25 protein-coding genes are annotated in these 25,831 nt (G+C 55.1%); 7 read left to right on the top strand and 18 right to left on the bottom strand.

From position 1 onward, the window contains the following. Window positions 1-35: 35 nt before the first annotated feature. On the bottom strand, window positions 36-1,106 hold the full coding sequence (gene queA / locus ECL_RS05655) for a tRNA preQ1(34) S-adenosylmethionine ribosyltransferase-isomerase QueA (RefSeq protein WP_013095831.1): 1,071 nt from the start codon (window positions 1,104-1,106) through the stop codon (window positions 36-38). A gap of 92 nt (window positions 1,107-1,198) precedes the next feature. On the opposite strand from queA, the gene acpH reads away from it, so the two are divergent. Next, entirely contained in the window at window positions 1,199-1,780 is a 582-nt protein-coding gene (gene acpH / locus ECL_RS05650; RefSeq protein ID WP_013095830.1) for an ACP phosphodiesterase, read from the top strand. A 127-nt stretch (window positions 1,781-1,907) separates the two neighbouring features. Beyond that, window positions 1,908-2,510: a peroxiredoxin gene (locus tag ECL_RS05645; protein ID WP_013095829.1), complete on the top strand. Its 603-nt coding sequence runs from the start codon at window positions 1,908-1,910 to the stop codon at window positions 2,508-2,510. A gap of 55 nt (window positions 2,511-2,565) precedes the next feature. Here ECL_RS05645 and malZ read toward each other — a convergent pair whose 3' ends face one another. The 5 genes from malZ to phoB all read right to left on the bottom strand — a co-directional run bounded on the left by malZ (window position 2,566) and on the right by phoB (window position 9,708). Next, entirely contained in the window at window positions 2,566-4,380 is a 1,815-nt protein-coding gene (malZ, locus tag ECL_RS05640; protein ID WP_013095828.1) for a maltodextrin glucosidase, read from the bottom strand. 138 nt (window positions 4,381-4,518) lie between these two features. Continuing rightward, entirely contained in the window at window positions 4,519-5,892 is a 1,374-nt protein-coding gene (gene proY / locus ECL_RS05635) for a proline-specific permease ProY (protein WP_013095827.1), read from the bottom strand. A gap of 81 nt (window positions 5,893-5,973) precedes the next feature. Then, a complete protein-coding gene (gene brnQ / locus ECL_RS05630; protein ID WP_013095826.1) occupies window positions 5,974-7,293 on the bottom strand; it encodes a branched-chain amino acid transporter carrier protein BrnQ in 1,320 nt (439 codons plus the stop codon). Between the two features lie 408 nt (window positions 7,294-7,701). Then, window positions 7,702-8,997 carry a phosphate regulon sensor histidine kinase PhoR gene (gene phoR / locus ECL_RS05625; RefSeq protein WP_013095824.1) on the bottom strand — a complete coding sequence of 432 codons (1,296 nt, stop codon included), beginning with the start codon at window positions 8,995-8,997 and terminating at the stop codon, window positions 7,702-7,704. Window positions 8,998-9,018: 21 nt separating this feature from the next. Further along, window positions 9,019-9,708 carry a phosphate response regulator transcription factor PhoB gene (gene phoB, locus ECL_RS05620; RefSeq protein ID WP_010428026.1) on the bottom strand — a complete coding sequence of 230 codons (690 nt, stop codon included), beginning with the start codon at window positions 9,706-9,708 and terminating at the stop codon, window positions 9,019-9,021. 187 nt (window positions 9,709-9,895) lie between these two features. Here phoB and sbcD point away from each other — a divergent pair, with 187 nt between their 5' ends. Further along, window positions 9,896-11,101, top strand: coding sequence for an exonuclease subunit SbcD (sbcD, locus tag ECL_RS05615; protein WP_013095823.1), 1,206 nt, complete (start codon window positions 9,896-9,898; stop codon window positions 11,099-11,101). Beyond that, the gene (gene sbcC / locus ECL_RS05610; protein ID WP_013095822.1) at window positions 11,098-14,229 is read left to right on the top strand and encodes an exonuclease subunit SbcC; all 3,132 of its coding nucleotides are present in this window, start codon (window positions 11,098-11,100) and stop codon (window positions 14,227-14,229) included. Before sbcD ends, sbcC begins: the two co-directional genes overlap by 4 nt. Before the next feature lie 98 nt (window positions 14,230-14,327). Here the strand turns inward: sbcC and mak are convergent, their stop codons facing one another. Then, on the bottom strand, window positions 14,328-15,233 hold the full coding sequence (gene mak / locus ECL_RS05605; RefSeq protein WP_013095821.1) for a fructokinase: 906 nt from the start codon (window positions 15,231-15,233) through the stop codon (window positions 14,328-14,330). 123 nt (window positions 15,234-15,356) lie between these two features. Here mak and rdgC point away from each other — a divergent pair, with 123 nt between their 5' ends. After that, window positions 15,357-16,271, top strand: coding sequence for a recombination-associated protein RdgC (gene rdgC / locus ECL_RS05600; RefSeq protein WP_013095820.1), 915 nt, complete (start codon window positions 15,357-15,359; stop codon window positions 16,269-16,271). A gap of 46 nt (window positions 16,272-16,317) precedes the next feature. Here the strand turns inward: rdgC and ppnP are convergent, their stop codons facing one another. From ppnP to ECL_RS05575, 5 genes are all read right to left on the bottom strand, one after another. Then, window positions 16,318-16,605, bottom strand: a complete 288-nt coding sequence (gene ppnP / locus ECL_RS05595; protein ID WP_013095819.1) for a pyrimidine/purine nucleoside phosphorylase — start codon at window positions 16,603-16,605, stop codon at window positions 16,318-16,320. Between the two features lie 71 nt (window positions 16,606-16,676). Beyond that, complete coding sequence (locus ECL_RS05590) at window positions 16,677-17,354, bottom strand: AroM family protein (protein ID WP_013095818.1); 678 nt, start codon at window positions 17,352-17,354, stop codon at window positions 16,677-16,679. A gap of 238 nt (window positions 17,355-17,592) precedes the next feature. Next, window positions 17,593-17,784 carry a protein YaiA gene (gene yaiA / locus ECL_RS05585; RefSeq protein ID WP_013095817.1) on the bottom strand — a complete coding sequence of 64 codons (192 nt, stop codon included), beginning with the start codon at window positions 17,782-17,784 and terminating at the stop codon, window positions 17,593-17,595. A gap of 44 nt (window positions 17,785-17,828) precedes the next feature. Further along, entirely contained in the window at window positions 17,829-18,353 is a 525-nt protein-coding gene (gene aroL / locus ECL_RS05580; RefSeq protein WP_013095816.1) for a shikimate kinase AroL, read from the bottom strand. A 142-nt stretch (window positions 18,354-18,495) separates the two neighbouring features. Beyond that, window positions 18,496-18,957, bottom strand: coding sequence for a YaiI/YqxD family protein (locus ECL_RS05575; RefSeq protein WP_013095815.1), 462 nt, complete (start codon window positions 18,955-18,957; stop codon window positions 18,496-18,498). Window positions 18,958-19,053: 96 nt separating this feature from the next. Between ECL_RS05575 and proC the strand changes: the two genes are divergently transcribed. Continuing rightward, entirely contained in the window at window positions 19,054-19,863 is an 810-nt protein-coding gene (proC, locus tag ECL_RS05570) for a pyrroline-5-carboxylate reductase (RefSeq protein ID WP_013095814.1), read from the top strand. Between the two features lie 17 nt (window positions 19,864-19,880). Here the strand turns inward: proC and adrA are convergent, their stop codons facing one another. The 5 genes from adrA to ECL_RS05545 form a co-directional block, all read right to left on the bottom strand. Beyond that, window positions 19,881-20,984: a diguanylate cyclase AdrA gene (gene adrA, locus ECL_RS05565; protein WP_013095813.1), complete on the bottom strand. Its 1,104-nt coding sequence runs from the start codon at window positions 20,982-20,984 to the stop codon at window positions 19,881-19,883. Window positions 20,985-21,087: 103 nt separating this feature from the next. Then, window positions 21,088-21,408, bottom strand: coding sequence for a phosphate starvation-inducible protein PsiF (psiF, locus tag ECL_RS05560; protein ID WP_013095812.1), 321 nt, complete (start codon window positions 21,406-21,408; stop codon window positions 21,088-21,090). A 292-nt stretch (window positions 21,409-21,700) separates the two neighbouring features. Next, window positions 21,701-21,961, bottom strand: coding sequence for an anti-adapter protein IraP (gene iraP / locus ECL_RS05555; protein WP_013095810.1), 261 nt, complete (start codon window positions 21,959-21,961; stop codon window positions 21,701-21,703). Window positions 21,962-22,172: 211 nt separating this feature from the next. Further along, complete coding sequence (locus ECL_RS05550; protein WP_013095809.1) at window positions 22,173-23,387, bottom strand: multidrug efflux MFS transporter; 1,215 nt, start codon at window positions 23,385-23,387, stop codon at window positions 22,173-22,175. Window positions 23,388-23,556: 169 nt separating this feature from the next. Then, window positions 23,557-24,240 (bottom strand): extensin-like domain-containing protein, encoded by a 684-nt coding sequence (locus ECL_RS05545; protein WP_013095808.1) that lies wholly within the window; start codon window positions 24,238-24,240, stop codon window positions 23,557-23,559. Window positions 24,241-24,342: 102 nt separating this feature from the next. On the opposite strand from ECL_RS05545, the gene ddlA reads away from it, so the two are divergent. Then, entirely contained in the window at window positions 24,343-25,443 is a 1,101-nt protein-coding gene (gene ddlA / locus ECL_RS05540; RefSeq protein WP_013095807.1) for a D-alanine--D-alanine ligase, read from the top strand. On the opposite strand, the gene ECL_RS05535 is transcribed toward ddlA, so the two are convergent. Next, the gene (locus tag ECL_RS05535; protein ID WP_013095806.1) at window positions 25,440-25,676 is read right to left on the bottom strand and encodes a DUF2754 domain-containing protein; all 237 of its coding nucleotides are present in this window, start codon (window positions 25,674-25,676) and stop codon (window positions 25,440-25,442) included. The genes ddlA and ECL_RS05535 overlap by 4 nt on opposite strands. Window positions 25,677-25,831 lie beyond the last annotated feature (155 nt).

Genomic DNA, 25,831 nt, shown 5'->3' with positions numbered 1-25,831 from the left:
AAAACAGTCCAACACATTATTCCGGTGCCGCGGACTTATTCCCCGACACGCTCATTCAAAGCCAGCGGATTGTACGTGATAAACATCGCGTCCCCGTAGCTAAAAAAGCGATATTTTTGTTCTACCGCAGACTTGTATGCCGCCATGGTGTGCTGATACCCCGCAAAGGCGGAGACCAGCATAATCAGCGTTGATTCAGGCAGATGGAAATTGGTCACCAGTGCATCGATGACTTTGTACTGATAGCCCGGATAGATAAAGATCTGCGTATCGCCAAAGAATGGCTCGATCAGATCTTTTTGAGCCGCCTGGGCAGCGCTCTCCAGTGAACGTACGGAGGTGGTGCCTACCGCAACAACGCGGCTGCCGCGCGCTTTTGCCGCCAGAACCGCATCAACAACCTCCTGCGGCACTTCAGCATACTCAGAGTGCATGATGTGATCTTCAATGCTGTCTACCCGCACCGGCTGGAAGGTGCCCGCGCCGACGTGCAGCGTCACAAACGCCATCTCCACGCCTTTCGCGCGTAATTTTTCCAGCAGCGGTTCGTCAAAGTGCAGACCCGCCGTCGGCGCCGCTACCGCGCCAGGCTTCTGGCTGTAGACGGTCTGGTAGAGCTCACGATCGGCCTCTTCATCCGGGCGCTCAATGTACGGCGGCAAAGGCATGTGGCCGATGGCATTGAGAATATCCAGCACCGTGCGCTCATCGTTGAACTCCACTTCAAACAGCGCGTCGTGGCGCGCGGTCATGGTTGCTTTGATGCTCTCGTCATCGCCCAGCAGCAGTTCGGCACCCGGTTTAGGTGCTTTAGAGGCGCGAATATGTGCCAGAATACGTTTATCATCGAGCATACGTTCGACCAGCACTTCAATCTTGCCGCCGCTGGCCTTGCGGCCAAACAGACGCGCCGGGATCACGCGGGTATTGTTAAAGACCAGCAGATCGCCAGGGTTGAGCTTGTCGAGCAGATCGGTGAAAGTACCGTGCGTCAGCTCGCCCGTTGGCCCGTCCAGTGACAGCAAGCGACAGCTACTGCGCTCAGGCATTGGATAGTGAGCAATCAGGGTTTCAGGTAGTTCAAAGGAGAAATCGGCGACGCGCATGACGTATACTCGTGACTTAAAAACAGGCGGCATAGTCTAGTGCTCACACCCTTTTGCTGCAACAACTAGCCGCCCCCGGACAAATAAAACGCATGAATTTTCTCGCTCACCTGCACCTCGCTCACCTCGCTGACAGCTCCCTTTCCGGCAATTTGCTGGCCGATTTCGTCCGCGGCAACCCCGCCGAGACCTGGCCCGCTGAGGTTGTCGACGGGATTTTTATGCATCGTCGTATCGATGTCATGACGGATAACCTGCCAGAAGTAACCGAGGCCAAAGCGTGGTTTCGCCCTGAAACGCGCCGCGTTGCGCCAATCTCGCTTGATGTCATGTGGGACCATTTCCTGTCGCGCCACTGGGCGCAGCTGTCGCCGGAGATGCCATTGCCGGATTTTGTGCGTTATGCCCACCAGCAGGTGTCGATCATCCTGCCTGACTCGCCGCCGCGCTTTGTGAATCTGAACAATTACCTGTGGTCGGAACGCTGGCTGGAGCGCTATCGCGAGATGGACTTCATCCAGAATGTGTTAAATGGGATGGCGAGCCGCCGACCGCGTCTGGATGCGCTACGCGACTCATGGCATGACCTGGACGAACATTATGATGCGCTGGAAATGCGTTTCTGGCAGTTTTACCCGCGAATGATGACGCAGGCGAAAAACAAACAGCTCTGACAGAATTCGCATTGATAGGTAAAAGCTGGCGGAACGATTGTCACCACCTCTTTGTCTTATCCAGGAACACTCTCTATACTGGCTCGCGTTGCGTTCCAAATAACCTTAGTATCTACAGGAGAATCATATGGTTCTGGTAACTCGTCCGGCTCCGGATTTTACAGCTGCAGCAGTTCTGGGCAACGGTGAAATCGTTGAAAACTTCAACTTCAAACAGCACACCAACGGTAAAGCGACCGTTCTGTTCTTCTGGCCAATGGACTTCACTTTCGTTTGCCCGTCTGAGCTGATCGCGTTCGACAAACGTTATGAAGAATTCCAGAAGCGTGGCGTAGAAGTGGTTGGCGTCTCCTTCGACTCTGAGTTTGTACACAACGCATGGCGTAACACCCCTGTCGACAAAGGCGGCATCGGTGCGGTGAAATACGCAATGGTTGCGGACATCAAACGCGAAATCCAGCAGGCTTACGGTATCGAACATCCGGACGCTGGCGTTGCGCTGCGTGGCTCCTTCCTGATCGACGCGAACGGCATCGTGCGTCACCAGGTTGTGAACGATCTGCCGCTGGGTCGTAACATCGACGAAATGCTGCGTATGGTTGACGCGCTGCAGTTCCACGAAGAGCACGGTGAAGTGTGCCCGGCTCAGTGGGAAAAAGGTAAAGAAGGTATGTCTGCGTCCCCAGACGGCGTTGCGAAATACCTGTCCGAGAACGTATCCAGCCTGTAATCGGCACGGTTTACGAAAAAGGCCCGCTTATGCGGGCCTTTTTGTTATCACACCGTCAGCCAAACCAGACGGAAGCAGAAATCGCCGGCAGGGAGAGGATCCCCTCCTGCACGCTCCCTTTCCCCTCTTTTAGCTGCCACGCGCTCACGTTAAGCAGCGGAGAGGCATCCAGCACCACTTCGCACGCCTCGCCCCGGTTGATGGCTACCAGCACGCGCTGCTGGTTATAGACGCGGACAAACACCACCACGTTGACGTGGGCATAAACCACCTGACAACCACCGTAGCGCAGCGCCTGGCTCTGCTTACGCAGTTTCGCCAGCCGCTGATACAGGCTGAACAGCACGTTGTCCTGCTTCGCCGGATCCCATGGGAAGGTTTTGCGGCAGAATGGATCGTTGTTCCCGTCCAGCCCCACCTCATCGCCGTAATAGATGCACGGCACGCCCGGCCAGGTAAAGAGCCAGGTCACCGCCAGCGGCAGGCGCGCGACATCCTTACCGAGCAGGGATTTAAATCGCGCGGTGTCATGGCTGTCCAGCTGGTTAAACATCCGTAACTGCTGCTGATGCGAAAGACTGGCGCGGTAGTTATCCATCCATGCCATGCAGGTTTCCGCATCAATATGCTGCGGATCGTAGGAAATATCGGTGTTAGCAAGGAATCCCCACAGCGGGAAGGTAAAACCGCGATAGTTCATTGCCGCATCTTCCGCGTCCGCCTGCAGCCACTGGCGCGCGTCGCCAAAATGTTCGCCAAACACGAACGCCTCCGGCTGCGCGGCTTTTGCTGCACGGGTGATCCCGGCAACGTGCTGAAGGTTATTACGCGCCCCGCCCGCTTCACCGAGCATATGCACCACGTCAAGACGCCAGCCATCCATATTCCATGGCTCACTCAACCAGTGGCGCACAATGCTGTTTTCACCGCCGTAAATCTCGTTCACCAGCGTTGGCGACTGGAAATCCAGCTTCGGCAGGCTCGGATAGCCCAGCCAGTCCAGCGCGCGACCCTCCTCGTTGAAGCTGTACCAGTCGCGCTGGGGTGAATCCGGGTTATGGCACGCCCCGCCCATCGACTGGTTATGACGGTCAAACCACGCGTGTGAGTCGCCGCTGTGGTTGAACACGCCGTCCAGTATCAGACGCATGCCCTCTTTTTGCGTATTTTTACGCAGACGAAGCAGCGCGTCATCACCGCCAAACTGCGGGTCAACGTGGCGATAATCGGCGGTATCGTATTTATGCACGCTCGGTGCTTTAAACACCGGGTTAAGGTACAGCGCCGTCACGCCCAGCTTCTTCAGATAAGGTAGCTTTTCGCTGATGCCGTCAAGATCGCCGCCGTAGAACGTCGAGCCGCCCGCCTGCGCGGTTAACGGCTCATCCCATTCTTTCAGGATAATGTCGTGTCCTGCGGCGTGGTGATAATAGACCTTATCCTGCCCGGCTGTGCGCGTTTCGCTGCGCGCAAAGCGATCCGGGAAGATCTGATAAAAGACCTGATCGTTAACCCACTGCGGGCCAGCCTCCGGGTAATCGACGGCAAACTGCTCCAGCCGCGCCGGAGGAAAACGGCTAAATCCCTGCGGGGTAAACCACAGCTGGCGGTTATTCCAGAGCAGCTTAAAGCTATAGCGTCGGCGCGGCTGGCCGCTGCGCAAGTCGATGTTTGCCCGCCATGCAGTTACGCCAGGCTGCGGCTGGCTGCGCTGCTTGTGCATTTTCAGCGTGGTTTCTTCATTATCGACTTCAGCGCGTAGCGTCACGCGTTCAGGCTGATTTTCCCCCGCCAGCCAGAGCGTAATCACAAGGTTGTCTTTGTTTTGCTTAACAAATGGGGCAACCGGAAGGTGCCAGGCGTTTAACATCACGAATCCCCTTTGATGAAATTGACGTCACCTTGCCACAGGGTGATTAAGGTTAGCTCACCATGACGTGATTTATTGGGGGAGGAGAAAGGAGGAGGAGACAAAATTCCCTCTCCCACAGGGAGAGGGCATAAAATATTACTGCGCCTGCGCCAGCTGACGGTCGCGGCGGCATTTAAACACCCAACCCAACAGCAGCAGCACGATCCACGCACAGCCCACGTAGAGGGAAATACGGGTATCAGGATGGTAGCCAATCAGGCCGATGATAAACACCAGGAAGATCAGCCCAACGACGGTCGTCGCTACCCCGCCTGGCACTTTAAACTTCAGCGCTTTTGCCTCCTCAGGGGACAGACGGCGGCGGAACGCAATCTGTGACAGCAGGATCATGATCCACACCCACACGGTCGCGAAGGTCGCCAGAGAAGCGATCACCAGGAAGACGTTTTCCGGCATGATGTAGTTCAGGTAGACCGACAGCAGCAGCGCAACGGTCATCACCATAACCGTCACCCACGGCGTGCCGCGACGGGAGGTTTTGGCAAAGACCTTTGGCGCACTGCCCTGCTCTGCCATGCCGTGCAGCATGCGGCCCACGCCAAAGACGTCACTGTTGATCGCTGAAAGCGACGCGGTCAGGACCACAAAGTTCAGGATGCTGGCCGCAAAGGCGATGCCCATATGCTGGAAGGTCAGCACAAACGGGCTACCGTTGGTCCCCACCTGGTTCCACGGATAGATAGACATAATGACGAACAGCGTACCCACATAGAACACCAGAATACGCATCGGCACCGAGTTGATGGCGCGTGGAATGGATTTCTCCGGGTCTTTGGCTTCCCCGGCGGTAATCCCGATGATCTCAATCCCGCCGTAGGCGAACATCACCATCTGGAGCGACATCACCATGCCGAGCCAGCCGTTGCTGAAGAAGCCACCGTTGCTCCAGAGGTTATGAATACCGGTTGGCTGGCCGCCGTTACCGATCCCCCAGATGATGATGCCGAAACCGGCCACAATCATGATGATGATGGTGGCAACCTTGAAGAAGGAGAACCAGAATTCCAGTTCACCAAAGACCTTCACGCTCATCAGGTTGACGGCGCAGATAATCAGCACCACGCTCAACACCCAAATCCAGTGCGGAACCGCCGGGAACCAGACGCCCATGTAGATGCCAAAGGCGGTGACGTCGGCAATGGCCACAATCAGAATTTCGAAGCAGTAGGTCCAGCCGGTAATAAACCCGGCCAGCGGGCCTAAATTCTCCTGCGCATAGCGCGAGAATGAACTGGCTGAAGGGTTATGAACCGACATCTCTCCCAGCGCACGCATGATGATATACGCCGCCACGCCGCCGATGATGTAGGCCAGCAGAACGCTTGGACCGGCCATTTTGATGGCATCTGCCGAGCCATAAAAAAGACCGGTACCGATAGCGGAGCCGAGCGCCATAAAGCGAATGTGGCGCGTGCTCAGCCCACGTTTGAGTTTGTTAGTACTTTCCATTTAAATCTTGCCATTCAACACGAAAAAAACAAAAAACCACGGGGCCTTAAGCCCCGTGGTTAAACAGTTTGTTGCCGTTGATTAATGGGCGTTCGATGCGACCTGACGCCCTGCAGCACGGTCCCAGATAATGGCCAGAACCAGTGCAACAACGGTAGGCATCAGCCAGGCCAGACCTTGCTCAGACAGCGGCAGACGCTGTGTCCAGGCTGGCAGGATGTGAGCAAACGCTGATGCTTTAATCCCGTCAAGGATACCAAAAATCAGGCTGATAAACATGGCTGGCGCAATAATTCGCGAGGAGTTGTTCCACCACGGGCGCGTAAAGCTCAACACCACCAGCACGATACACGGCGGATAGATGGCCGTCAGCACCGGAATGGAGACCTGAATCAGGTGGCTCAGACCGAGGTTAGACACCGCCATGGAGAAGATGCCGAGGATGAATACCAGCGTGCGGTAAGAGAGCGGCAGATACTGCGCAAAGAACTCCGCACAGGCACAGGTCAGGCCAACCGCCGTCACCAGACAGGCCAGGAAGATCAGGGCCGCCAGCAGCATGCTGCCCGCACCGCCAAAGGTGTGCTGAACGTAAGCGTGCAGAATTGCCGCACCATTCGCGTTCTGATCGACCAGCGTGGCGCTATCGGAACCCAGGCGGAACAGCGCCAGATAGAGCAGCGTCAGGCCCACACCGGCCATCAGACCAGCCCAGATGGTATAGCGGGTCAGCAGACGCGCTTCGGTCACACCACGAGAACGGGCAGCGTTCACGATAACGATACCAAACACCATCGCGCCCAGCGTATCCATGGTCAGATAGCCGTTCACAAATCCGTTAGAGAAGGCCGCGTTTTGGTAGGCATCCATCGCGCTGCTGATAGGACCCGCAGGCCAGATAATGGCCGCAACCGCCAGCACGATCAGCGCGATAATTTTAAGTGGAGCCAGGAAGTTACCCACGGTATCCAGCAGTTTGCCCGGATAGAGGGAGACCAGAATCACAATAGCGAAGTAAACCAGACTGTAGATAAACAGCGGCATCGCACCGTCACCGGTCAGTGGCGCAATCCCCACTTCGAAGGAGACTGTCGCGGTACGCGGGGTCGCAAACAGCGGGCCAACGGCCAGATAACACACCGTTGCCAGCAGAACGCCAGCCACTTTACCAATTGGGGTGCTGAGGCTATCAACGCCGCCGCCAACTTTCGCCAGCGCAACCACGGTCAACACCGGCAGGCCCACGGCAGTGATCAGGAAACCAAATGCTGCTGTCCAGACGTGTTCACCCGCCTGTAAGCCAACCATTGGGGGAAAAATGATGTTGCCTGCGCCAACGAACAGCGCAAATGTCATAAAGCCCAGCGCGATGATGTCACGCGATTTTAAGTGATGGGTCATAAAACCTTACTGCCTGTGGATGTGGTGTTGAATATATTGAGATTTTCGCCATCCCAATGGGACGATACAGCGGAAATTTTGCTCAATTTCAGCGGGATATGCTCCCGTCCTGGCGTGGAGAAGAATAGTTTTTCGATTTACCACGCAAATACAGTCGGTCTGACAGTATCTGGGGGGCAATTTAAACGCTTATAACGTTTAAAGGCAAGGAGGGATCGTAAAACCAGAACAATATGCCAGCATGAAAATACCAACCAGAATAATTCGCTAATATCATGAAAAAGCCATGGCTAATCATGCGAACAAAAAAGCACCAGCCGTATAAAATTCATTCGCGTTTCGCTTTACTGCAAAGCAAACGGGCCAGCAATAGCTGGCCCGTGGAAAGGTAAAATGACACACCCGCCGTCAGGCGATCTTTTTGGCAATTAATCGTTCCGGTATAACGAAACTGAAACGGGTTCCTTTGCCCAGCGTGCTTTGAATATCGAGGCGGCTTTCATGGTGATTCACCGCGTGCTTCACAATGGCCAGCCCCAGCCCACTTCCCCCCGTTTGCCGGGAACGGGCTTTATCTACCCGGTAAAACCGCTCGGTCAGACGTGGAAGATGCTCAGGCGCAATGCCCGGCCCGTTATCCTCGACGCTAAACTCGGCCCCCGTTGGTGTCTGCTGCCAGCGCACCATAATATCCGTTCCTTCTGGGGTATGATTAACCGCGTTATAGACCAGGTTAGAGATAGCACTCCGCAGTTCATCCTCGCTCCCGAGCACCTTCAGACTGTTATCGACGTCAAAGGTCAGATGATGTTTTTTATGGCTTAAGGTTTGCGCTTCGCGCTTCACTACCCGCAGCATCATCGGTACGTCGATAGTGTCATTTAAGGCAAGCGTCGGAGCCGCCTCAATCTTCGACAGCGTCAGCAGCTGTTTCACCAGCCCTTCCATACGGTGCGTCTGCTCGCGCATGGTATGCAGCGCCTTCTCACGCGGCGCACCTTCAAGCGTCTGCTCCTGCATCATCTCCAGATAGCCCTGCAGCACCGTCAGCGGCGTGCGCAGCTCGTGGCTCACGTTGGCGAAGAAGTTGCGTCGTGCCCCTTCCAGCTGGTGCATCTGGGTGACGTCACGCGCTACCATCAGCCATTGCCGATCGCTGTAGGGCATCACACGTATTTCAAGATGACGGCCATTGTTGAGCTTCAGATTGTGCGGACGCGTGAAATCACGTTTTTTCAGATACTGCGTGAACTCCGGATAACGCAGAAGGTTGAGGATGTTCTGGCCATTATCGTCCGGCCAGCGCAGGCCCAGCAGCTGTTGGGCGAGACCGTTACACCAGAAGATTGTCCCCTCTTCCGTGGTCAGAATCACCGCATCCGGCAGCGATTCCGCACCGCTGCGAAAGCGTTTAATCAGGCTTCCCAGCTCGCGACGGCGCTTTTTATTACGCATCTGCATCTGGTGCAGGCCGTAAAGCAGCGGCTCCCAGCTCCCGCTTCCTGGGGGAGGCGTCATACTTCTGTCAACCCACAACCACCAGGAGAGGCGCAGTAAGTTCCAGAAATGCCAGATCAGCAGCCCGGTCACAGACGCCAGCAGAAACCACGGCAGGTATCCAAGAAAGGCCCCCAAAATGAAGGCCGGAATACAACATAAGATCAGTTCAAAGACGAGCCTTTTCCATGACAGACGTTCCAGCACGCGTCACACTCCTGTCATTGTTCAGAAACGGGTAGAAAAACGATAACCCGTGCCGCGGACCGTCTGTACCATGCGATCGTGGCCGCTCAGTTCCAGCGCTTTACGCAGGCGGCGGATATGTACGTCAACCGTCCGGTCTTCGACATACACGTTAGTTCCCCAGACGTTATTCAGCAACTGTTCGCGGCTGTAAACACGCTCCGGGTGAGTCATAAAGAAATGCAGGAGTTTGAATTCGGTAGGCCCCATGTCGAGGGGATTTTCGCCCGTCATAACACGGTGCGAGGTGGGATCAAGGCTCAGGCCCTGCATCTCAATGACCTCTTCCACCGCCATCGGTGAAATACGGCGCATCACAGCTTTAATACGGGCAACCAGCTCTTTCGGTGAGAAGGGTTTGGTAATGTAATCATCCGCGCCGGTCTCAAGGCCGCGCACGCGATCTTCCTCTTCACCGCGCGCGGTAAGCATGACAACGGGGATATCGCGGGTCATCGCTTCACGCTTGAGGTGTTTGATAAACTGCAGTCCGGAGCCGCCAGGCAACATCCAGTCAAGCAGGATCAGATCGGGCCAGGGTTCATTCAGCTGGTTCACCGCGCTGTCATAATCTTCCGCTTCAACCGGCTGGAAGCCATTTTGTTCGAGCACGAAGCACACCATTTCACGAATTGGAGCTTCATCTTCTACGACCAGAATACGTCTCGCCATACTTTGCCCTGTCTTATCTTATTTAAGTTACAAGTTTGTAATGCGGCGTCATTATGCGTCAGATTTATGACAGATTTATGAAAAACAGTACCACGTAAAATGGCAAACTGTTGTTTTATTACAGCGGTTATTTTCCAGCTTCTGAAAGTTTATAATCCCCATTCCCTTTTTTTGCCACGGATTCGCTATGCGCATATTACACACCTCGGACTGGCATCTGGGTCAAAACTTTTACAGCAAAAGCCGGGCAGCGGAGCATGAAGCGTTCCTGAACTGGCTGCTGGACACGGCCCGATCGCACGAGGTGGACGCGATTATTGTTGCGGGTGACATTTTCGATACCGGTTCGCCGCCAAGCTATGCGCGTGAGCTCTACAACCGCTTCGTGGTAAATCTGCAACAAACCGGCTGTCATCTGGTGATTGTCGCCGGTAACCACGACTCCGTCGCAACGCTGAATGAATCCCGCGATATCCTGGCCTTCCTTAACACGACCGTGGTAGCCAGCGCCGGTCATGCTCCGCAGATCCTGAAAAAACGTGACGGTACACCGGGAGCGGTGCTGTGTCCGGTGCCCTTCCTGCGCCCACGCGATATCGTGCAAAGCCAGGCGGGGATGTCCGGCGGGGAAAAGCAGCAGCATCTGTTGCAGAGCATCACGGACTATTATCACCAGCAACATACGGATGCCTGCGCCCTGCGCGGCGAACAGGCCATTCCGGTGATTGCCACCGGGCATCTTACTACCGTCGGCGCCAGTAAAAGTGACGCGGTGCGTGACATCTATATTGGTACGCTGGACGCCTTCCCGGCGCAAAATTTCCCGCCAGCGGATTATATCGCGCTCGGGCATATTCACCGGGCGCAGGTCATCGGCGGCTGCGAGCACATTCGCTACTGCGGCTCGCCCATTGCGCTCAGTTTTGATGAGACCGGCAAAGCCAAATGTGTGCACCTGGTGAGTTTTAATGAGGGCAAACTCAGTGCCGTGGAGTCGCTGGAGGTCCCCGTCACCCAACCGCTGGCGGTGCTGAAGGGCGATCTGGCGGCGATTACCGCTCAGCTGGAGCAGTGGCGCGGTGTCGAGCAAAATCCGCCCATCTGGCTGGATATTGAAATCACGACCGACGGCTACCTGCATGATATGCAGCGTAAAATTCAGGCATTGACGGAAGATCTGCCCGTCGAGGTCTTACTGGTTCGCCGCAGCCGCGAACAGCGCGAGAAAATTCTGCTGGGTGCACAGCGTGAAACGCTCAGCGAACTGAGGGTGGAAGAGGTATTTGAACGCCGACTGTCGCAGGAAGAGATTGACGACACCACGCGCGCAAGGCTTAACGAGCTGTTCCTTCATACCCTGCACGCGCTCAGCGATGAGGAAGAAAACGCATGAAAATTCTGAGCCTGCGTCTGAAAAACCTCAACTCCCTTAAGGGCGAGTGGAAAATTGACTTTACCGCCGAGCCGTTTGCCAGCAACGGGCTGTTCGCCATTACCGGCGCGACCGGTGCCGGGAAAACGACCCTGCTCGACGCCATCTGTCTGGCCCTTTACCACGAAACACCGCGTCTGCAAAAAGTCTCCCAGGCACAAAACGACCTGATGACCCGCGATACCGCCGAGTGTCTGGCCGAGGTGGAGTTTGAGGTAAAAGGCATAGCGTATCGTGCGTTCTGGAGCCAGAACCGCGCGCGCAATCAACCAGACGGAAACCTGCAGGCACCGCGCGTCGAACTGGCGCGTTGTGAAGACGGTAAAATTCTGGCCGATAAAGTGACGGACAAACTGGAGCAAACCGCCGCGCTCACCGGGCTGGATTATAGCCGTTTTACCCGTTCAATGTTGCTCTCCCAGGGGCAGTTTGCCGCCTTCCTCAACGCTAAACCGGGCGATCGCGCCGAACTGCTGGAAGAGCTGACCGGCACCGAGATCTACGGTCAGATCTCAGCGATGGTGTTCGAGAAACATAAGGCCGCCCGTAACGCGCTTGAGATGTGCGAGGCGCAGGCCGCAGGCGTGGTGTTACTGAGCGAAGCGCAACAGCAGCAGTTACAGCAGAGTTTGCAGGCACTTACTGACGAAGAGAAAACCCTGCTGACTCAGCAGCAGAACCAACAGCGCGATTTTCAGTGGCTGACGCGCAACGACGAGCTAATTCGCGAGCAGCAGCGGGTCATGCTCCTGCAACAGCAGGCGCAGCAGGCGCTGACCGACGCCGCGCCTGAGCTGGCCAAGCTCCAGCTTGCGCAGCCCGCCGCCCAGCTTCGCCCCCTGTGGGATAGCCAGCAAGAACAAACCACGCGCCTCGCGCAGACAAAGCAGCGCATTGTCGAAGTAAATACTCGCTTACAGGCCAAAGCCGCGCAGCGCTCACGCATCCGTCATACGGCGCTGCGTACCCATGCGCAATTGCAGAGTGACCTTACGATCCAGGCCACATGGCTGGCGGAGCATGAACGTTACCGCGTGTGGGGCCAGGAGATTGCTGGCTGGCGCGCCCATTTTGCGCAGTTGAACCGCGATAAACATCAGATTGCCACGCTTGCAGCCCGTATTGCTGAATTACGTCAGAAGCTCGCCGGGATGCCGGAAAACCCCCTGACGCTGACGGCGGATGACGTGGCAGCGGCAATGGAGCAACAGTCCCGGTCACGCCCTTTACGCCAGCGCCTGACCTCGCTTCATGCCCGCTATCAGCCGCTGCAAAAACGGCTGCAAGAGAACGCGGATACCCGGCAAAAAGCGCAGTCCGAGCAGGTAAAACTCAATGAAACGCTGACGCTGCGCCGCCAGCAGTACAAAGAAAAAAACCAGCACTATGTCGATTTGAAAGCATTGTGTGAAAGCGAAGCGACGATCAAAAAGCTGGAAAGCTATCGCTCGCAGCTTGAGGCCGGAAAACCCTGCCCACTGTGCGGCTCCAGTGAACATCCCGCCATTGAGACGTATCAGGCGCTTGAACTCACCGATAACCAGCGACGCCGGGACGCGCTGGAAAAAGAGGTTGCCGCGCTTAAAGAGGAGGGTCTGCTGGTGCTGGGACAGGTCAATGCCCTGACACAGCAGATCCAGCGAGCAACAGACGAAGCGCAGACGCTCTCTCAGGAAGAGCAAGCACTCACTAAAGAGTGGCAGGAGGTCTGTGCAGACCTGAATATCTCGTTGAATATTCAGGAAGATATCGCCCCATGGATGAACGAACAGGAACAGTACGAACGTCAGCTCTATCAGCTCAGCCAGCGCCTGACGCTGCAAAACCAGCTTAACGAACAGCAAGCGCAGGAGCGTCAGTACCAGCAGCAGCTGTCGGCAACGCGTCAGGCACTGGAAAACGCCCTGCTCGCGCTGTCGCTGCATGTTCCTGAAGAGGGGGAAGAGACCGCCTGGCTGTACGCCCGGGAGACGGAATTCAACCTGTGGCAGGAAAAACAGACGCAGTATGCTGCGATTCAGGAGCGCATTAATACCCTGAAACCGCTGCTCGACACGCTTCCGGCAGGCGATGACACCGAGGCAGAACCGGCCATTCCTGAGAACTGGCGCGAGATCCACGACGAATGCCTGTCCCTGCAAAGCCAGCTTGCCACCCTGCAGCAGCAGGAGAGTCTGGAAAGCGAGCGGCTACAGCACGCCACAGCGCAATTTGCCACCGCGCTGGCGGCAAGCTGCTTCGCCGATCGCGAGGCCTTTCTCGCCGCGCTGCTGGATGAGGAGACCATCCACCGTCTTGAACAACGCAAGCAGACGCTGGAGAGCCAGCTTCAGCAGGCAATCGCGCTTAGCGGGCAGGCTGAACAGCAGCTACAGGCCCACCAGCACCAACAACCGGAAGGGCTGGACGCCGACGCGCAAACCCTGCATGTGCAGCTACAGCAGTTGGCGCAGCAGCTTCGCGAGAACACCACTCATCAGGGGGAGATCCGCCAGCAGCTTAAGCAGGATAGCGATAACCGCCAGCACCAGCTGGCGCTGATGCAGCAAATTGACGAGGCCTCACGTCTGGCCGAGGACTGGGGTTATCTGAATGCGCTGATAGGCTCCAGCACCGGCGACAAGTTCCGTAAATTCGCCCAAGGTCTGACGCTGGATAATCTGGTCTGGCTCGCTAACCAGCAGCTTAACCGCCTGCACGGGCGCTATCTTCTGCAGCGTAAAGTCAGCGACGCACTGGAGCTGGAGGTGGTTGATACCTGGCAGGCCGATGCCGTACGCGATACCCGCACGCTTTCTGGCGGCGAAAGCTTCCTCGTCAGTCTGGCGCTGGCGCTGGCACTTTCTGACCTGGTGAGCCACAAAACGCGAATCGATTCGCTGTTCCTGGATGAAGGTTTCGGCACGCTCGACAGCGAGACGCTGGACACCGCGCTGGATGCGCTCGACGCGCTGAATGCCACCGGGAAAACCATCGGCGTGATAAGCCACGTCGAGGCTATGAAGGAGCGTATTCCGGTGCAAATCAAAGTGAAGAAGATTAATGGACTGGGGTATAGCAGACTGGATAAGGAGTTTGCGGTGCAGTGAAAGGCGGATCGGCGCGGTCTGGTGCCCTCACCCTGGCCCTCTCCCACAGGGAGAGGGTACAAACATAAAAAACCGCAACGTGCGTTGCTGTTTTGCTTTTATTCCGGCCATAACCACGCTGCGCCGCGCACGCCGCTGGAGTCACCGTGGACGGCTTTGCGGATTGGGGTTTCACACTCGCCGCCGAAGACCCACTGTTTGACGAGAGCAGGCACCGTCGCGTACAGCCGGTCGACGTTGCTCATCCCACCGCCCAGCACAATCACATCAGGATCGAGAATGTTCACCACATGCGCCAGCGATTTCGCCAGGCGCATTTCGTAGCGGCTCAACGCCAGTTCCGCTACGGGATCCTGCTCCTCAACCAGACGCATGATCTCGTTACCCTTAAGCGGCTGACCGCTCAGGCGGTGGTAATCGGTGGCAAAACCGGTGCCAGAGATAAACGTCTCAATACAGCCCTGTTTTCCACAGTAGCACGGTACTTCAGTACGGTATTTAAGTTCGTCTTCATCCATCCATGGCAATGGGTTATGTCCCCACTCGCCTGCCGTACCGTTACCGCCAATATGCGCACGCCCGCCGAACGTCACACCGGCCCCGCAGCCGGTACCGATGATGACAGCAAAAACGGTCTGGGCACCGGCCGCCGCACCGTCAATCGCCTCTGATACCGCCAGACAGTTCGCATCATTTGCCAGACGCACCTCACGCTGCAGACGCGCGCTCAAATCTTTATCAAAAGGCTGGCCATTGAGCCAGGTGGAGTTGGCGTTTTTCACCACCCCGGTATAAGGCGAAATGGACCCGGGAATGCCCATCCCGACGGAGCCGGTCTGTCCTGTCGCCTGCTCTGCCATCTCAACCAGCCGGGCAATCGTCTCGATAGTCTGGTGATAATCGTCGCGCGGCGTGGGCAGGCGGTGACGGAAAAGCTGCTCCCCCTGCTCGCTCAGTGCGATAACTTCAGTTTTGGTGCCGCCCAAATCAATCCCAATACGCACAAGACTCTCCTCATTATTTTGATTATCAACACAGTAGAAGCACGCTTCCCGATTAGCAATGCAAGCGATGCGACAATTCGTTATCATGCCCGCTGATTTAACGACAAGGCCGTGGAAATTATCATGCTGTGGTTCAAAAATTTGATGGTTTACCGTCTCAGCCGCGACGTTTCGCTGCGTGCAGAAGAGATGGAAAAACAGTTAGCCGCTTATACCTTTTCCCCTTGCGGAAGCCAGGATATGGCAAAAACCGGTTGGGTTCCGCCAATGGGTTCACAAAGCGATGCCCTGACCCACGCCAGCAGCACGGGTCAAATCATCGTTTGCGCCCGTAAAGAAGAGAAAATCCTGCCCACGCCGGTGGTGAAGCAGGCGCTGGAAGCGAAAATTTTTAAGCTTGAAGCCGAACAGGGCCGCAAGCTGAAAAAGACCGAAAAAGATTCCCTGAAAGACGAAGTGTTGCACTCCCTGCTGCCGCGCGCGTTTAGCCGCTTCAGCCAGACCATGATGTGGATCGATACCGTCAACGGGCTGATCATGGTGGACTGCGCCAGCGCCAAAAAAGCGGAAGATACGCTGGCCCTGCTGCGTAAGAGCATCGGCTCTTTGCCGGTGGTTCCACTGGCGCTGGAAACGCCTATCGAGTTAACCCTGACCGAATGGGTTCGCAGCGGCACGGCGGCGCAAGGGTTCCAGATCCTCGATGAAGCCGAACTGAAAGCCCTGCTTGAGGATGGCGGTGTCATTCGTGCGAAAAAGCAGGATCTGGTGAGCGATGAGATCGCCGTCCACATTGAAGCAGGCAAAGTGGTCACTAAACTGGCGCTCGACTGGCAGCAGCGTATTCAGTTTGTGATGTGTGACGATGGCTCTGTTAAGCGCCTGAAGTTCTGCGATGAACTGCGCGATCAGAACGAAGATATCGATCGTGAAGATTACGCCCAGCGCTTTGATGCGGACTTTATCCTGATGACCGGCGAGCTGGCCGCGTTGATTCAAAATCTGGTAGAAGGCCTCGGCGGCGAAGCGCAGAGATAATTTCGTCTCAACCTGACCCTCTCCCCAACGGGGAGAGGGAAGAAGATTATTTCAGATAGCGGCACAGATAAGAGGTCGGTTCAGCAACCTGCAGATGGAACTCACTGTGGCCAGGGACGTTGAAAACTTCGCCGGCAGAGTAAACTTTCCATTCCGTTTCACCCGGCAGTAAGACGTTAAGCGCACCACTTACCACCGTCATCTCTTCAGCTTCGGCCGTACCAAAGGTGTATTCCCCTTCAGCCATCACGCCGACACTGGCGCGGCCAGTGCTGCTGCTGGTAAAACCAATGGATTTCACTTTACCGGAAAAGTATTCGTTACTTTGAAGCATGAACTGGCCCTTATATTTTTAGATAAAAATTCACTATAGGGGCCATGCTCATGACCTGTCACGCAAAATCATCAGGTAAGGAGTTCTGAGGCCAGACGCGCCATCAGAACGTTCGACAACAGTACCGGCACATCCAGCGCTTTTTGCAGTAGATCGCGGTGATGCTGGTGGAACCCCAGGCAGTCGAGGATCAATACATCAGCCCCGCGCTCCAGTAGCTCCTTCCCGGCCGCAATGAGTTTGGCCTCACTGTCCCAGAAGGGATTGGCCAGCGCATACAGGGGCGTTTTTTCAAGCACGTGCCATTTTGCTTCCTGGTTGTCCATGAGTTCCTCAATGGGCACAATCACCCCCACCTGGTGTCCGTCCACAATGGATGCCACCAGCGGCGGAATGATTCGCATCGGCTCGAGTAAAATCGCATTACGCGCCATGAGTCCCTTAATGGGAGCAGTACTCATCAGCAAAATTACGTCATACTCTTGATTATCGAGCACTTCTATTACTGCCTGCAGCGAGCGCTCAATTTTCTGTCGTGAAACATGCGCCAGTTTACCGTCGCTTAATAACGTCGCCAGGGGATCCTCCCCCGCCTCTACAGCGTAGTCCTCCATGACCTCTTCCCGGCTCATCTTCCCCAGCAGGCTGAGATGCGTGATCTGTTGTTCAGATACATGCTCGGTTAAGAGCGGTAACACTTCGCTTACAGGGACCACACCAATAGTGATGATCGCCAACGTTGCCTTCATCGTCTTCGCCTTCCATTACTACAAAAACTTATTACACAGGTACAGGCTCACTACGCTGCACAGTTCGTTTTTTCAACAAAACAGCACCAAGCGTAGCAGGTGATCTCCATCCCGAAATGTAAAGATCACCTGCCGGTAACGGAGCTACCTGTAATAACTAAATATTAACTCCTGCTTAACATTAGCGATGAGTAAAAAGTGTGATTCAGGCACGGTATTGGAGCGTTTAGGAAAACATTTATGACTTATCGGGATCTTCGTAGCGCCGTTTCGCATCCAGCGCTTCCTGTTCAGTCTCATGTTCACTGATGAGAGAGTCGGGTTTAGGGTGATCGGCACGCAGTTGATACCAGGTCACGGTTTGATCGCCATTGCCTTTTTCAACGGTAACAATACGTGCTTCACGCGGATAGGGAGGTCTGGTTGGCATAGCTCATCCTTTTTTTATGTCAGAGCTATAAGTATAGACGGCGGTTAGCTGGCACAAGCCAAACGCAGGGCGGTAATAATCTGAATCACAACCTCTTCGGGCGACGCGGAAGCATCCACTACGTGATGTGCCGCTTCGCGGTATAACGCATCGCGCTCCGCCAGCACTTCGCTCACCTCTTCGCTGAGCGGTCTGGAGGTTAGCGCAGGGCGTTGCCCCTCTTCCGGAAACGCTTCCAGACGCCCCACCAGCGCAGCCACGGGCGCACAGAGATAAATCACTATCCCTTTTTCACGCATATAGCGGCGGTTATATTCCGCCAGAATAATTCCGCCACCTGTGGCAATCACCGCATCGGGTGCCGTTACCGCTTCCAGCGCGGCCGTTTCACGGCTGCGAAAGCTCTCCCAGCCCTCTTTTTCGACGATATCCGCGATGGTTTGTCCGGCCTGCGTCTGCAGCCAGTGGTCGGTATCAACAAAATGACGTTGACAGGCACGCGCCAGCTCCAGGCCAACGGTGGTTTTCCCACAGCCGCGGGGGCCAACTAAAAAGATGGGTTGGGTCATAACCAGGTGTTTCCCCTTGATGCCGGATGGCTGAAGAGTGTAAAGATATAATTGCAGAAGATGTTGCGTTTACTTTACTGCAAAGCGGTACGGAATGACAACCCTGTCACTGCCATACTGTACCACATATTGACAATGATTATCATTTAGCAGTGCGACGTTTCACTTCCAGCAGCCACTTATCCAGCTCTGCGGCAAACTGCTGGCGGTCACGTTGAGATAAACTATCTGGCCCGCCGGTCTGCACACCGCTGGCGCGAAGCGTATCCATGAAATCGCGCATGGTCAGTTTTTCCCGGATGGTTGCTGGTGAGTAACGCTCCCCGCGCGGGTTCAGCGCTGCGGCGCCCTTTTCCAGTACCTCTGCGGCCAAAGGAATATCCGCCGTGATCACCAGATCTTCCGCGCTGCACAGCCGTACGATCTCGTTATCCGCCACATCAAAACCGGCAGGAACCCGCAACGCACGAATGAATCGGGAAGGCGGTACGCGGATATTCTGGTTTGCCACCAGCGTAAGCGGCATCTGAACACGCTCGGCAGCGCGGAACAAAATCTCTTTAATCACATTCGGACATGCGTCCGCATCAACCCAAATCGCCATAATGTCTCCCCTATTGATACTGGCGACTATTGTCGCCTGCATTTCGTTGTTAAGCTATCAATCAGAGAAAACAACGCATAACGACGGAGAAACGTGATGGATAAGAAAATCGGGTTTATTGGCTGCGGTAACATGGGCAAAGCCATCCTGGGTGGCCTGATCGCCAGCGGGCAGGTCCTGCCGGGTCAGATTTGGGTCTATACACCATCACCGGATAAAGTCGCGGCGTTACGTGATGAGTATGGTATTAACGCAGCCGAAAGCGCGCAGGAAGTGGCCCAGGTCGCCGATATCGTCTTTGGGGCGGTTAAACCGAATATCATGATCAAAGTCCTGAGCGAGATCACCTCCAGCCTGAATAAAGACACGCTGGTGGTGTCGATTGCCGCAGGCGTGACGCTCGATCAGCTGGCCCGTGCACTGGGTCATGACCGTAAAATTGTTCGCGCAATGCCCAATACCCCTTCGCTGGTCAACGCCGGGATGACCTCCATCACCCCTAACGCGCTGGTGACCACGGAAGATGTGGCCGATGTGCTGAACATTTTCCGCTGCTTCGGCGAAGCGGAAGTGATTGCCGAATCGATGATCCATCCGGTTGTGGGCGTGAGTGGCTCTGCTCCTGCGTATGTCTTCATGTTCCTGGAAGCGATGGCGGATGCTGCGGTGCTTGGCGGTATGCCACGTGCGCAGGCCTATAAATTTGCCGCACAGGCGGTGATGGGCTCAGCCAAAATGGTGCTGGAAACCGGTAAGCATCCAGGGGAACTGAAAGATATGGTCTGCTCGCCTGGCGGTACCACCATCGAAGCGGTGCGGGTGCTGGAAGAGCGCGGGTTCCGTGCGGCGGTCATTGAAGCGATGGCGAAATGCATGGAAAAGTCAGAGAAGCTGAGTAAGTCCTGACCAAACTAAGCCGGATGTCAGGCGGCCACCTCGGTACGTCCGCGTCCGGCATTTTTGGCTTTATAAAGCGCGATATCTGCCGCTTTTAACCATTCGCGGTAGTGGGCAAACTGTGTTCCCCATGGCGCAACCCCCACGCTGATGCGAAGCCGTTCGTTCGGGGCACAGGGTAACGACAGTTTTTTTAGCCGCTCGTGGACACGGGACATCGCCGCAATTGCACTTTCTGCCGGGGTCCCGGACATGATGATCGCGAACTCATCGCCACCGAAACGGCCAATATAATCCCCGGCCCGCAGCGTCATCTGCAGCTGACGAGTGATAGCAATGATCGCTTCATCGCCCACATCATGTCCCCAGGTATCATTGATGCTCTTGAAGTGATCGATATCGATAAGCAAGATCGTGGTTTGACAATGATCCCGTCGGCACTTTTCATACTCCATCCGCAGCAACGTTTCCCAGTGGCGCCGGTTATAAACGCCCGTCATGCCATCGCGGGTACTCATCAGCTCAAGTTTTCGCTTATTTTCCGCCAGGCGAATGGCCGTCTGATGGCTCACCCAGGCAAAGAGTATTGGGTAGATCATCAAGACCGGCAGCGTCAGCCACCACTCCAGCGATCCGGAAGAGAGCACCACAACATTTCCGGTTAGCTTCAGCGTCACGACAGCGGATAACGTGGTTATGGCAATGCCCGCGAGAAACAGGCGACAGCCGCCGGATCCCATCATATTCATGCCCATCATCATAACCAGCGCAGCCGATGGCAGAGCGTTCACGCCCATCAGGCCAATCCAGATGCCGGTAAAAATAGCGTCGATCTTCAGATTGAAGATTTCACATTGATAAGGTTGAGATGAACGGCAGGTGAACTGCCAGGCAAGATGCGGCCAGATAAAAACCCAGCTCACCAGTAATAACCACCAGCCGCCGGGCAGAAAATGCTTTACCAGCACACCGGCAACAGGAAAAAACATCGCCGCCAGACCCACAATCCGCCCCAGCCGGACGCGCCGGGCAAAGCGTATGCCGGTACGGTGCGCGTCATCCTGAGAAAGGTTTTGAAGCCACTCTTCCCCGATACGCTCTTTATTGTAAAAGTTTTCGTCGTTCATCATATTTTGGGAATATTCTGAAACATTTTCCCAAATTATAGAGAGGGGGGATGCGGAGAAAGTATGAAATTTCGGGTGAGTCACCGTAAGGACTCACCCGATAGGACTATGCCTGTTTCTTCAGACAACCACTCATAAACTTGCTGCGATCGTCGCCTTTCAGCATTTGTTGCGTGGCCTGAGCGTTACATTCACGCATTTTTTGCTGCTGCGGCGTCAGGCTTTTTTCATCTGGTTTGGATGCACCATTTTTGAGGCAATCGCTCATATATGTCTTACGGGCATCCCCTTTCAGCGCTTTTGCTGTCGCCTGTTGGTTGCAGGTTGTCATACGCTGCTGTTGAGGTGTTAAGGTTTTCTCTTCCGCATGCGCTGAGGCGATCAGGCACAGGCCGGAAAACAGGGTAACCAGTATTGTTGTTTTCATTGCACCATCCTTTATGTGAAGTTCCACATTAAGTCTGGTTCGTTGCGGGAAAAAAACCACCCTGCGACAATGATTTTCTTCGGGTTTATGGATTATTTCATCTCTGGCGCGGCACGCTGTTCATTACCCGGTTTCGCCTGACGCGTTAGGGTATTTAATAGCGAGAGGCATGAGATGAAATAGAGGCTCTGTTTAAATTCTTTTCTCCCAGTGCGAAGGCCAAAAATAAAAACAGAGCGACGACAGGCATCCTGCATGACCATTCTATGACAGGCCATACTCTTTCAGCAGGCTAGCTGCGAGGATGCCTTAATAGCTTCTTTACGTATTGCTGAAGCATCTCCGCATCTTCAGCGGGGACCAGCGAATCGGGGCGAGCCTTGTCCAGTGCGCTTTCTACATTATCGATTAACGCCTGTTGCTGCGGTTGTGTCATTTGTCGGAGCAACGCCGTAACGACAATTTCCAGCGCCTCGACCTGGGCGACCAGTTCTTTTGACTCTTCTTCCTTTTGTGCAAGCTTGACCAGCAACTCAGCAATGAGATTTTTCATCGTGCTATTTCCTTATGCGTTTTTTCTGAACTTAGCATTCAGAATGAATAATGCAAAGAGGAGAAAAGTATTATCTTATGCAAAAGTGATGCTGCTGCCAAAATAAAGATGAATGGCAAGCAGCGAAACGTTTTTCTCTTTAGAAAAAGCCGCATTTAGTTATATAAAAATGCGGCAACCATAAGAATATATAATACATTCCGTCAGAAAATTAACGCGCTGCTCTCGCCTGCTCTAATTGGCGACGGCGTCTCAGCGCAATCGCCAGCTGGATAATATTGATCAACACCACAATCGCCGTGGCCGCAAATACCCAACGAAAACCGGCCATCGCCGAAACGGATGCGCCAATAAGCGGACCGGCAACGTTACCTAAATACATAAATGACTGGTTATAGCCAAAAATACGCCCTGTCACCTGGTCACTTGAATATTTCACCAGCAAGGTCTGCACCGCAGGTAACATGGCGCCATCGGCAAAGCCGAGCAGGAATCGCAGCACGCCGAGCTGAAGCGGTGAGGTGACGAACGACATCGCAAAAAAGAGCACCACGGCAAAAATCAGCGTGGCCATCAGGATACGCGCCGTACCGATCCTGTCGCCCAGTTTTCCCAGCCGCGGCGCAGAGATTAACGCCGATACGCCCGGCACGGCAGCAATCATCCCGCTGAGAAACGCAATATTGCTGCTGTCTGGCTCCATCGATTTTATAAACAGCGCCAGAATCGGGCCTACCGAACCATTACAGAGCTGGATCACCATGGTGGTTACGAACAGGCTTATCATCAGCCCGGGATACGGCAGCGAGGCGAAGACCGCTTTGCCGCTCAGGCGTTCAGATTTACTGACCACCGGACGTCCCCCCTCCTTGATCAGAAACAGCGTCACCAGAAAACTGATCACCAGCAGGATAGCGGTAATGAAGAAGACGGCGCGCAACCCTACGTGGTCGGCCAGAAAGCCGCCTAACAACGGGCCGCCGATAACGCCACTGATCTGTGCGGTGGAGAGCGTACTCAACGCCCAGCCGCTACGTTCACGCGGCACCTGTGAAGCGACCAGCGCCATGGCGTTCGGAATATAGCCGGATGTCAGCCCCATGATCGCCCGCAGGATAAACAGCTGCCAGACGTTAGTGGCAAAGGCCTGCAGCAGGATGGCTATTGCCATTCCCAGCGAAGCGCGCAGCAGCATCAGTTTGCGCCCTTTTCGATCCGCCAGGCTCCCCCACATAGGTGACACAATGGCGGAAACCAGAAACGTCACGCTGAACGTCAGCCCCGACCACATGGAGAGGGCTTCATGCGAGGTCACGCCCAGCTGCGACACGTACAGCGGCAGAAAGGGCAAAATCTGGCTGATGGCCAGCCCGGTGAAGAAACACCCGAACCAGACCGAGATGAGGTTAACTTTCCAGGATTCCATAAAAGAAATAGTCTTCATTTTTAGGCAAATGCGCCGACAGATTAGCAAGTTACCGACATCTACGCCGTGCCAGAGATGCGGCCTTGCTGACTTTGGTGTTTTATCTTCCCAGTCATCATATTTGTGAAATATGTCACAAATCATCCAATTTCTGGCGGAAGATTATGCTTTAGCGGCAGAGTCCAAAGCCGCGCATTCCCAGATGGAAATGGTTGGCGTGCGCCGCGTTATACTCCGGCCCCAGGCCGTTCCCGTAGTAGCCGCAGCTCGCCGTCAGCAGCGCCTGTAGCCACGGCTGCGTTTTGGTCGATCTCCAGCCGTGCAGAATGGTGACCCGTTCACCGTTCGCCAGCCGAAACGCGCTGATATCCAGCGCCTCTGCCGTGGCATGTTCGCTGCGTCTTGCATCAGGGCGGTGGTAAATATTGCGACAGGCGTAGCTGCCCAGGTGCTCAATGCGCACCAGCTCGCTTCCGGTCCAGGTTCTGGTGAGTGGCCGGGCCTGCTGGCTGACAAACAGTGCAGAACTCAGCGCCAGCGGGCAGCTGGCAAGAAAGCTGCTGTTCAGGCTGACCGGTCCGAAGTCACGCACGCGCACCATGTTGTGAAGGGGGCATGCTCCGGCGCTGTCGGCGACAGGCTGTGTGCGAATAAGGGCCTTCTGATTGGCCTGCGATAACAGGCTGGCACACGCCTCGGGGGTAAGGCGCCGCAGTTTGTACTGAGTAATTGGGCCTGGCGGGTCGTCAAGCGAGAGCGGCGTAAAAGGGTTGTAGTGAGACGGCAACCAGCGGTAACCCACCGTTGCGACTGCCACCAGAATGAAAACGATCAGCAACGTTTTGCCTTTCACACTCCCCCCTCTTTACTCCCAAAACATTATGGCAGAAGGTCGCGAAACCCGCAGGGCATCGTGGTATGTTATTGGCTTTTCGTCAGACTGGAAGAGAGTGAGATGGCAAAGCAGCGCGTAGGTATTGTCTTTGGGGGAAAATCAGCGGAGCACGAGGTTTCATTGCAGTCGGCAAAAAATATTGTCGATGCGATTGATAAAAACCGTTTCGACGTAGTGCTGCTGGGCATTGATAAACAGGGCCAGTGGCATGTGAACGATGCGAGCCAGTATCTGTTAAACGCCAACGATCCGGCACATATCGCCCTTAATCCTTCTGAAATCAGCGTCGCCACCGTCCCTGGCGTAGTGAAGGGGCAACTTATCGACGCCGGTAACGCACAGGCTCTTGCTCAGATTGACGTCGTGTTCCCAATCGTCCACGGCACGCTGGGCGAAGATGGTTCGCTGCAGGGTATGCTGCGCATGGCTAACCTGCCGTTTGTCGGCTCCGATGTGCTGGGCTCCGCCGCCTGTATGGATAAAGACGTCACCAAACGCCTGCTGCGCGATGCCGGGCTGAACGTTGCCCCGTTCGTGACGCTCACCCGCGCCAACCGCGATAAATACAACTTCAGCCAGATTTCCGCCCAGTTGGGTCTGCCGCTGTTCGTGAAGCCTGCGAACCAGGGCTCCTCCGTTGGCGTCAGCAAAGTGACAAGCGAAGCGCAGTTCACCGAAGCCGTTCGTCTGGCTTTTGAGTTTGACCACAAAGTCGTGGTTGAGCAGGGTATCAAAGGCCGTGAAATTGAGTGCGCGGTGCTGGGCAATGATTTCCCACAGGCAAGCACCTGCGGTGAAGTGGTGTTAAACAGCGATTTCTACTCTTACGACACCAAATACATTGATGATAAAGGCGCTCAGGTCGTCGTGCCGGCAAATATCGATCCGGCCATCAACGATAAGATCCGGGCGATCGCCATCAACGCCTATCAGGCTCTTGGCTGCTGCGGCATGGCGCGTGTGGATGTGTTCCTGACGCCAGATAATGAGGTGGTGATTAATGAAATCAACACCCTGCCGGGCTTTACCAACATCAGCATGTATCCAAAACTGTGGCAGGCCAGCGGTCTGGGTTACTCTGAGTTGATCACCCGTCTGATCGAACTGGCGCTGGAGCGTCATGCCGCTGACAGCGCACTCAAAAGTTCAGTAAACGGTTAATCGGTTCTTTTCACCGTCTCCGCCTCATCCGCTGTCGTCTCTTCCGGACGACGGCGGATAATTAACCCAGCCAGCCAGAAACTGATCACCCAGGTCACCAGTCCGACAGCATAGGTTTGCCATCCTTTGGCTTCAAACCCCAGCAGCCCTACGACACCGTTAAGAATAAAGATCAGCCCGATAGCAAAGGCGTAGTAGTGCCAGTCACGGCGTAGTTTGGACGTGAGCTTCATAACAACTCCGGCAGGAAAAAAAGACATCCTCTCACAGTTTTACGATCGGGTCTGTGGCAGATGCGGAAAATCTGAAACACGACGCAATTTCAGTTAAGTAATGAATTTGTGATGTGCTGCAGAAATCGACAATCCAGGAGAATTCCGCAGGGGAA

The sequence above is a fragment of the Enterobacter cloacae subsp. cloacae ATCC 13047 genome (genome assembly GCF_000025565.1).
GTDB lineage: Bacteria > Pseudomonadota > Gammaproteobacteria > Enterobacterales > Enterobacteriaceae > Enterobacter > Enterobacter cloacae.
The sequence above is the reverse complement of the archived record's forward strand: the minus strand, read 5'-3'. Positions and strand labels throughout refer to the sequence as shown.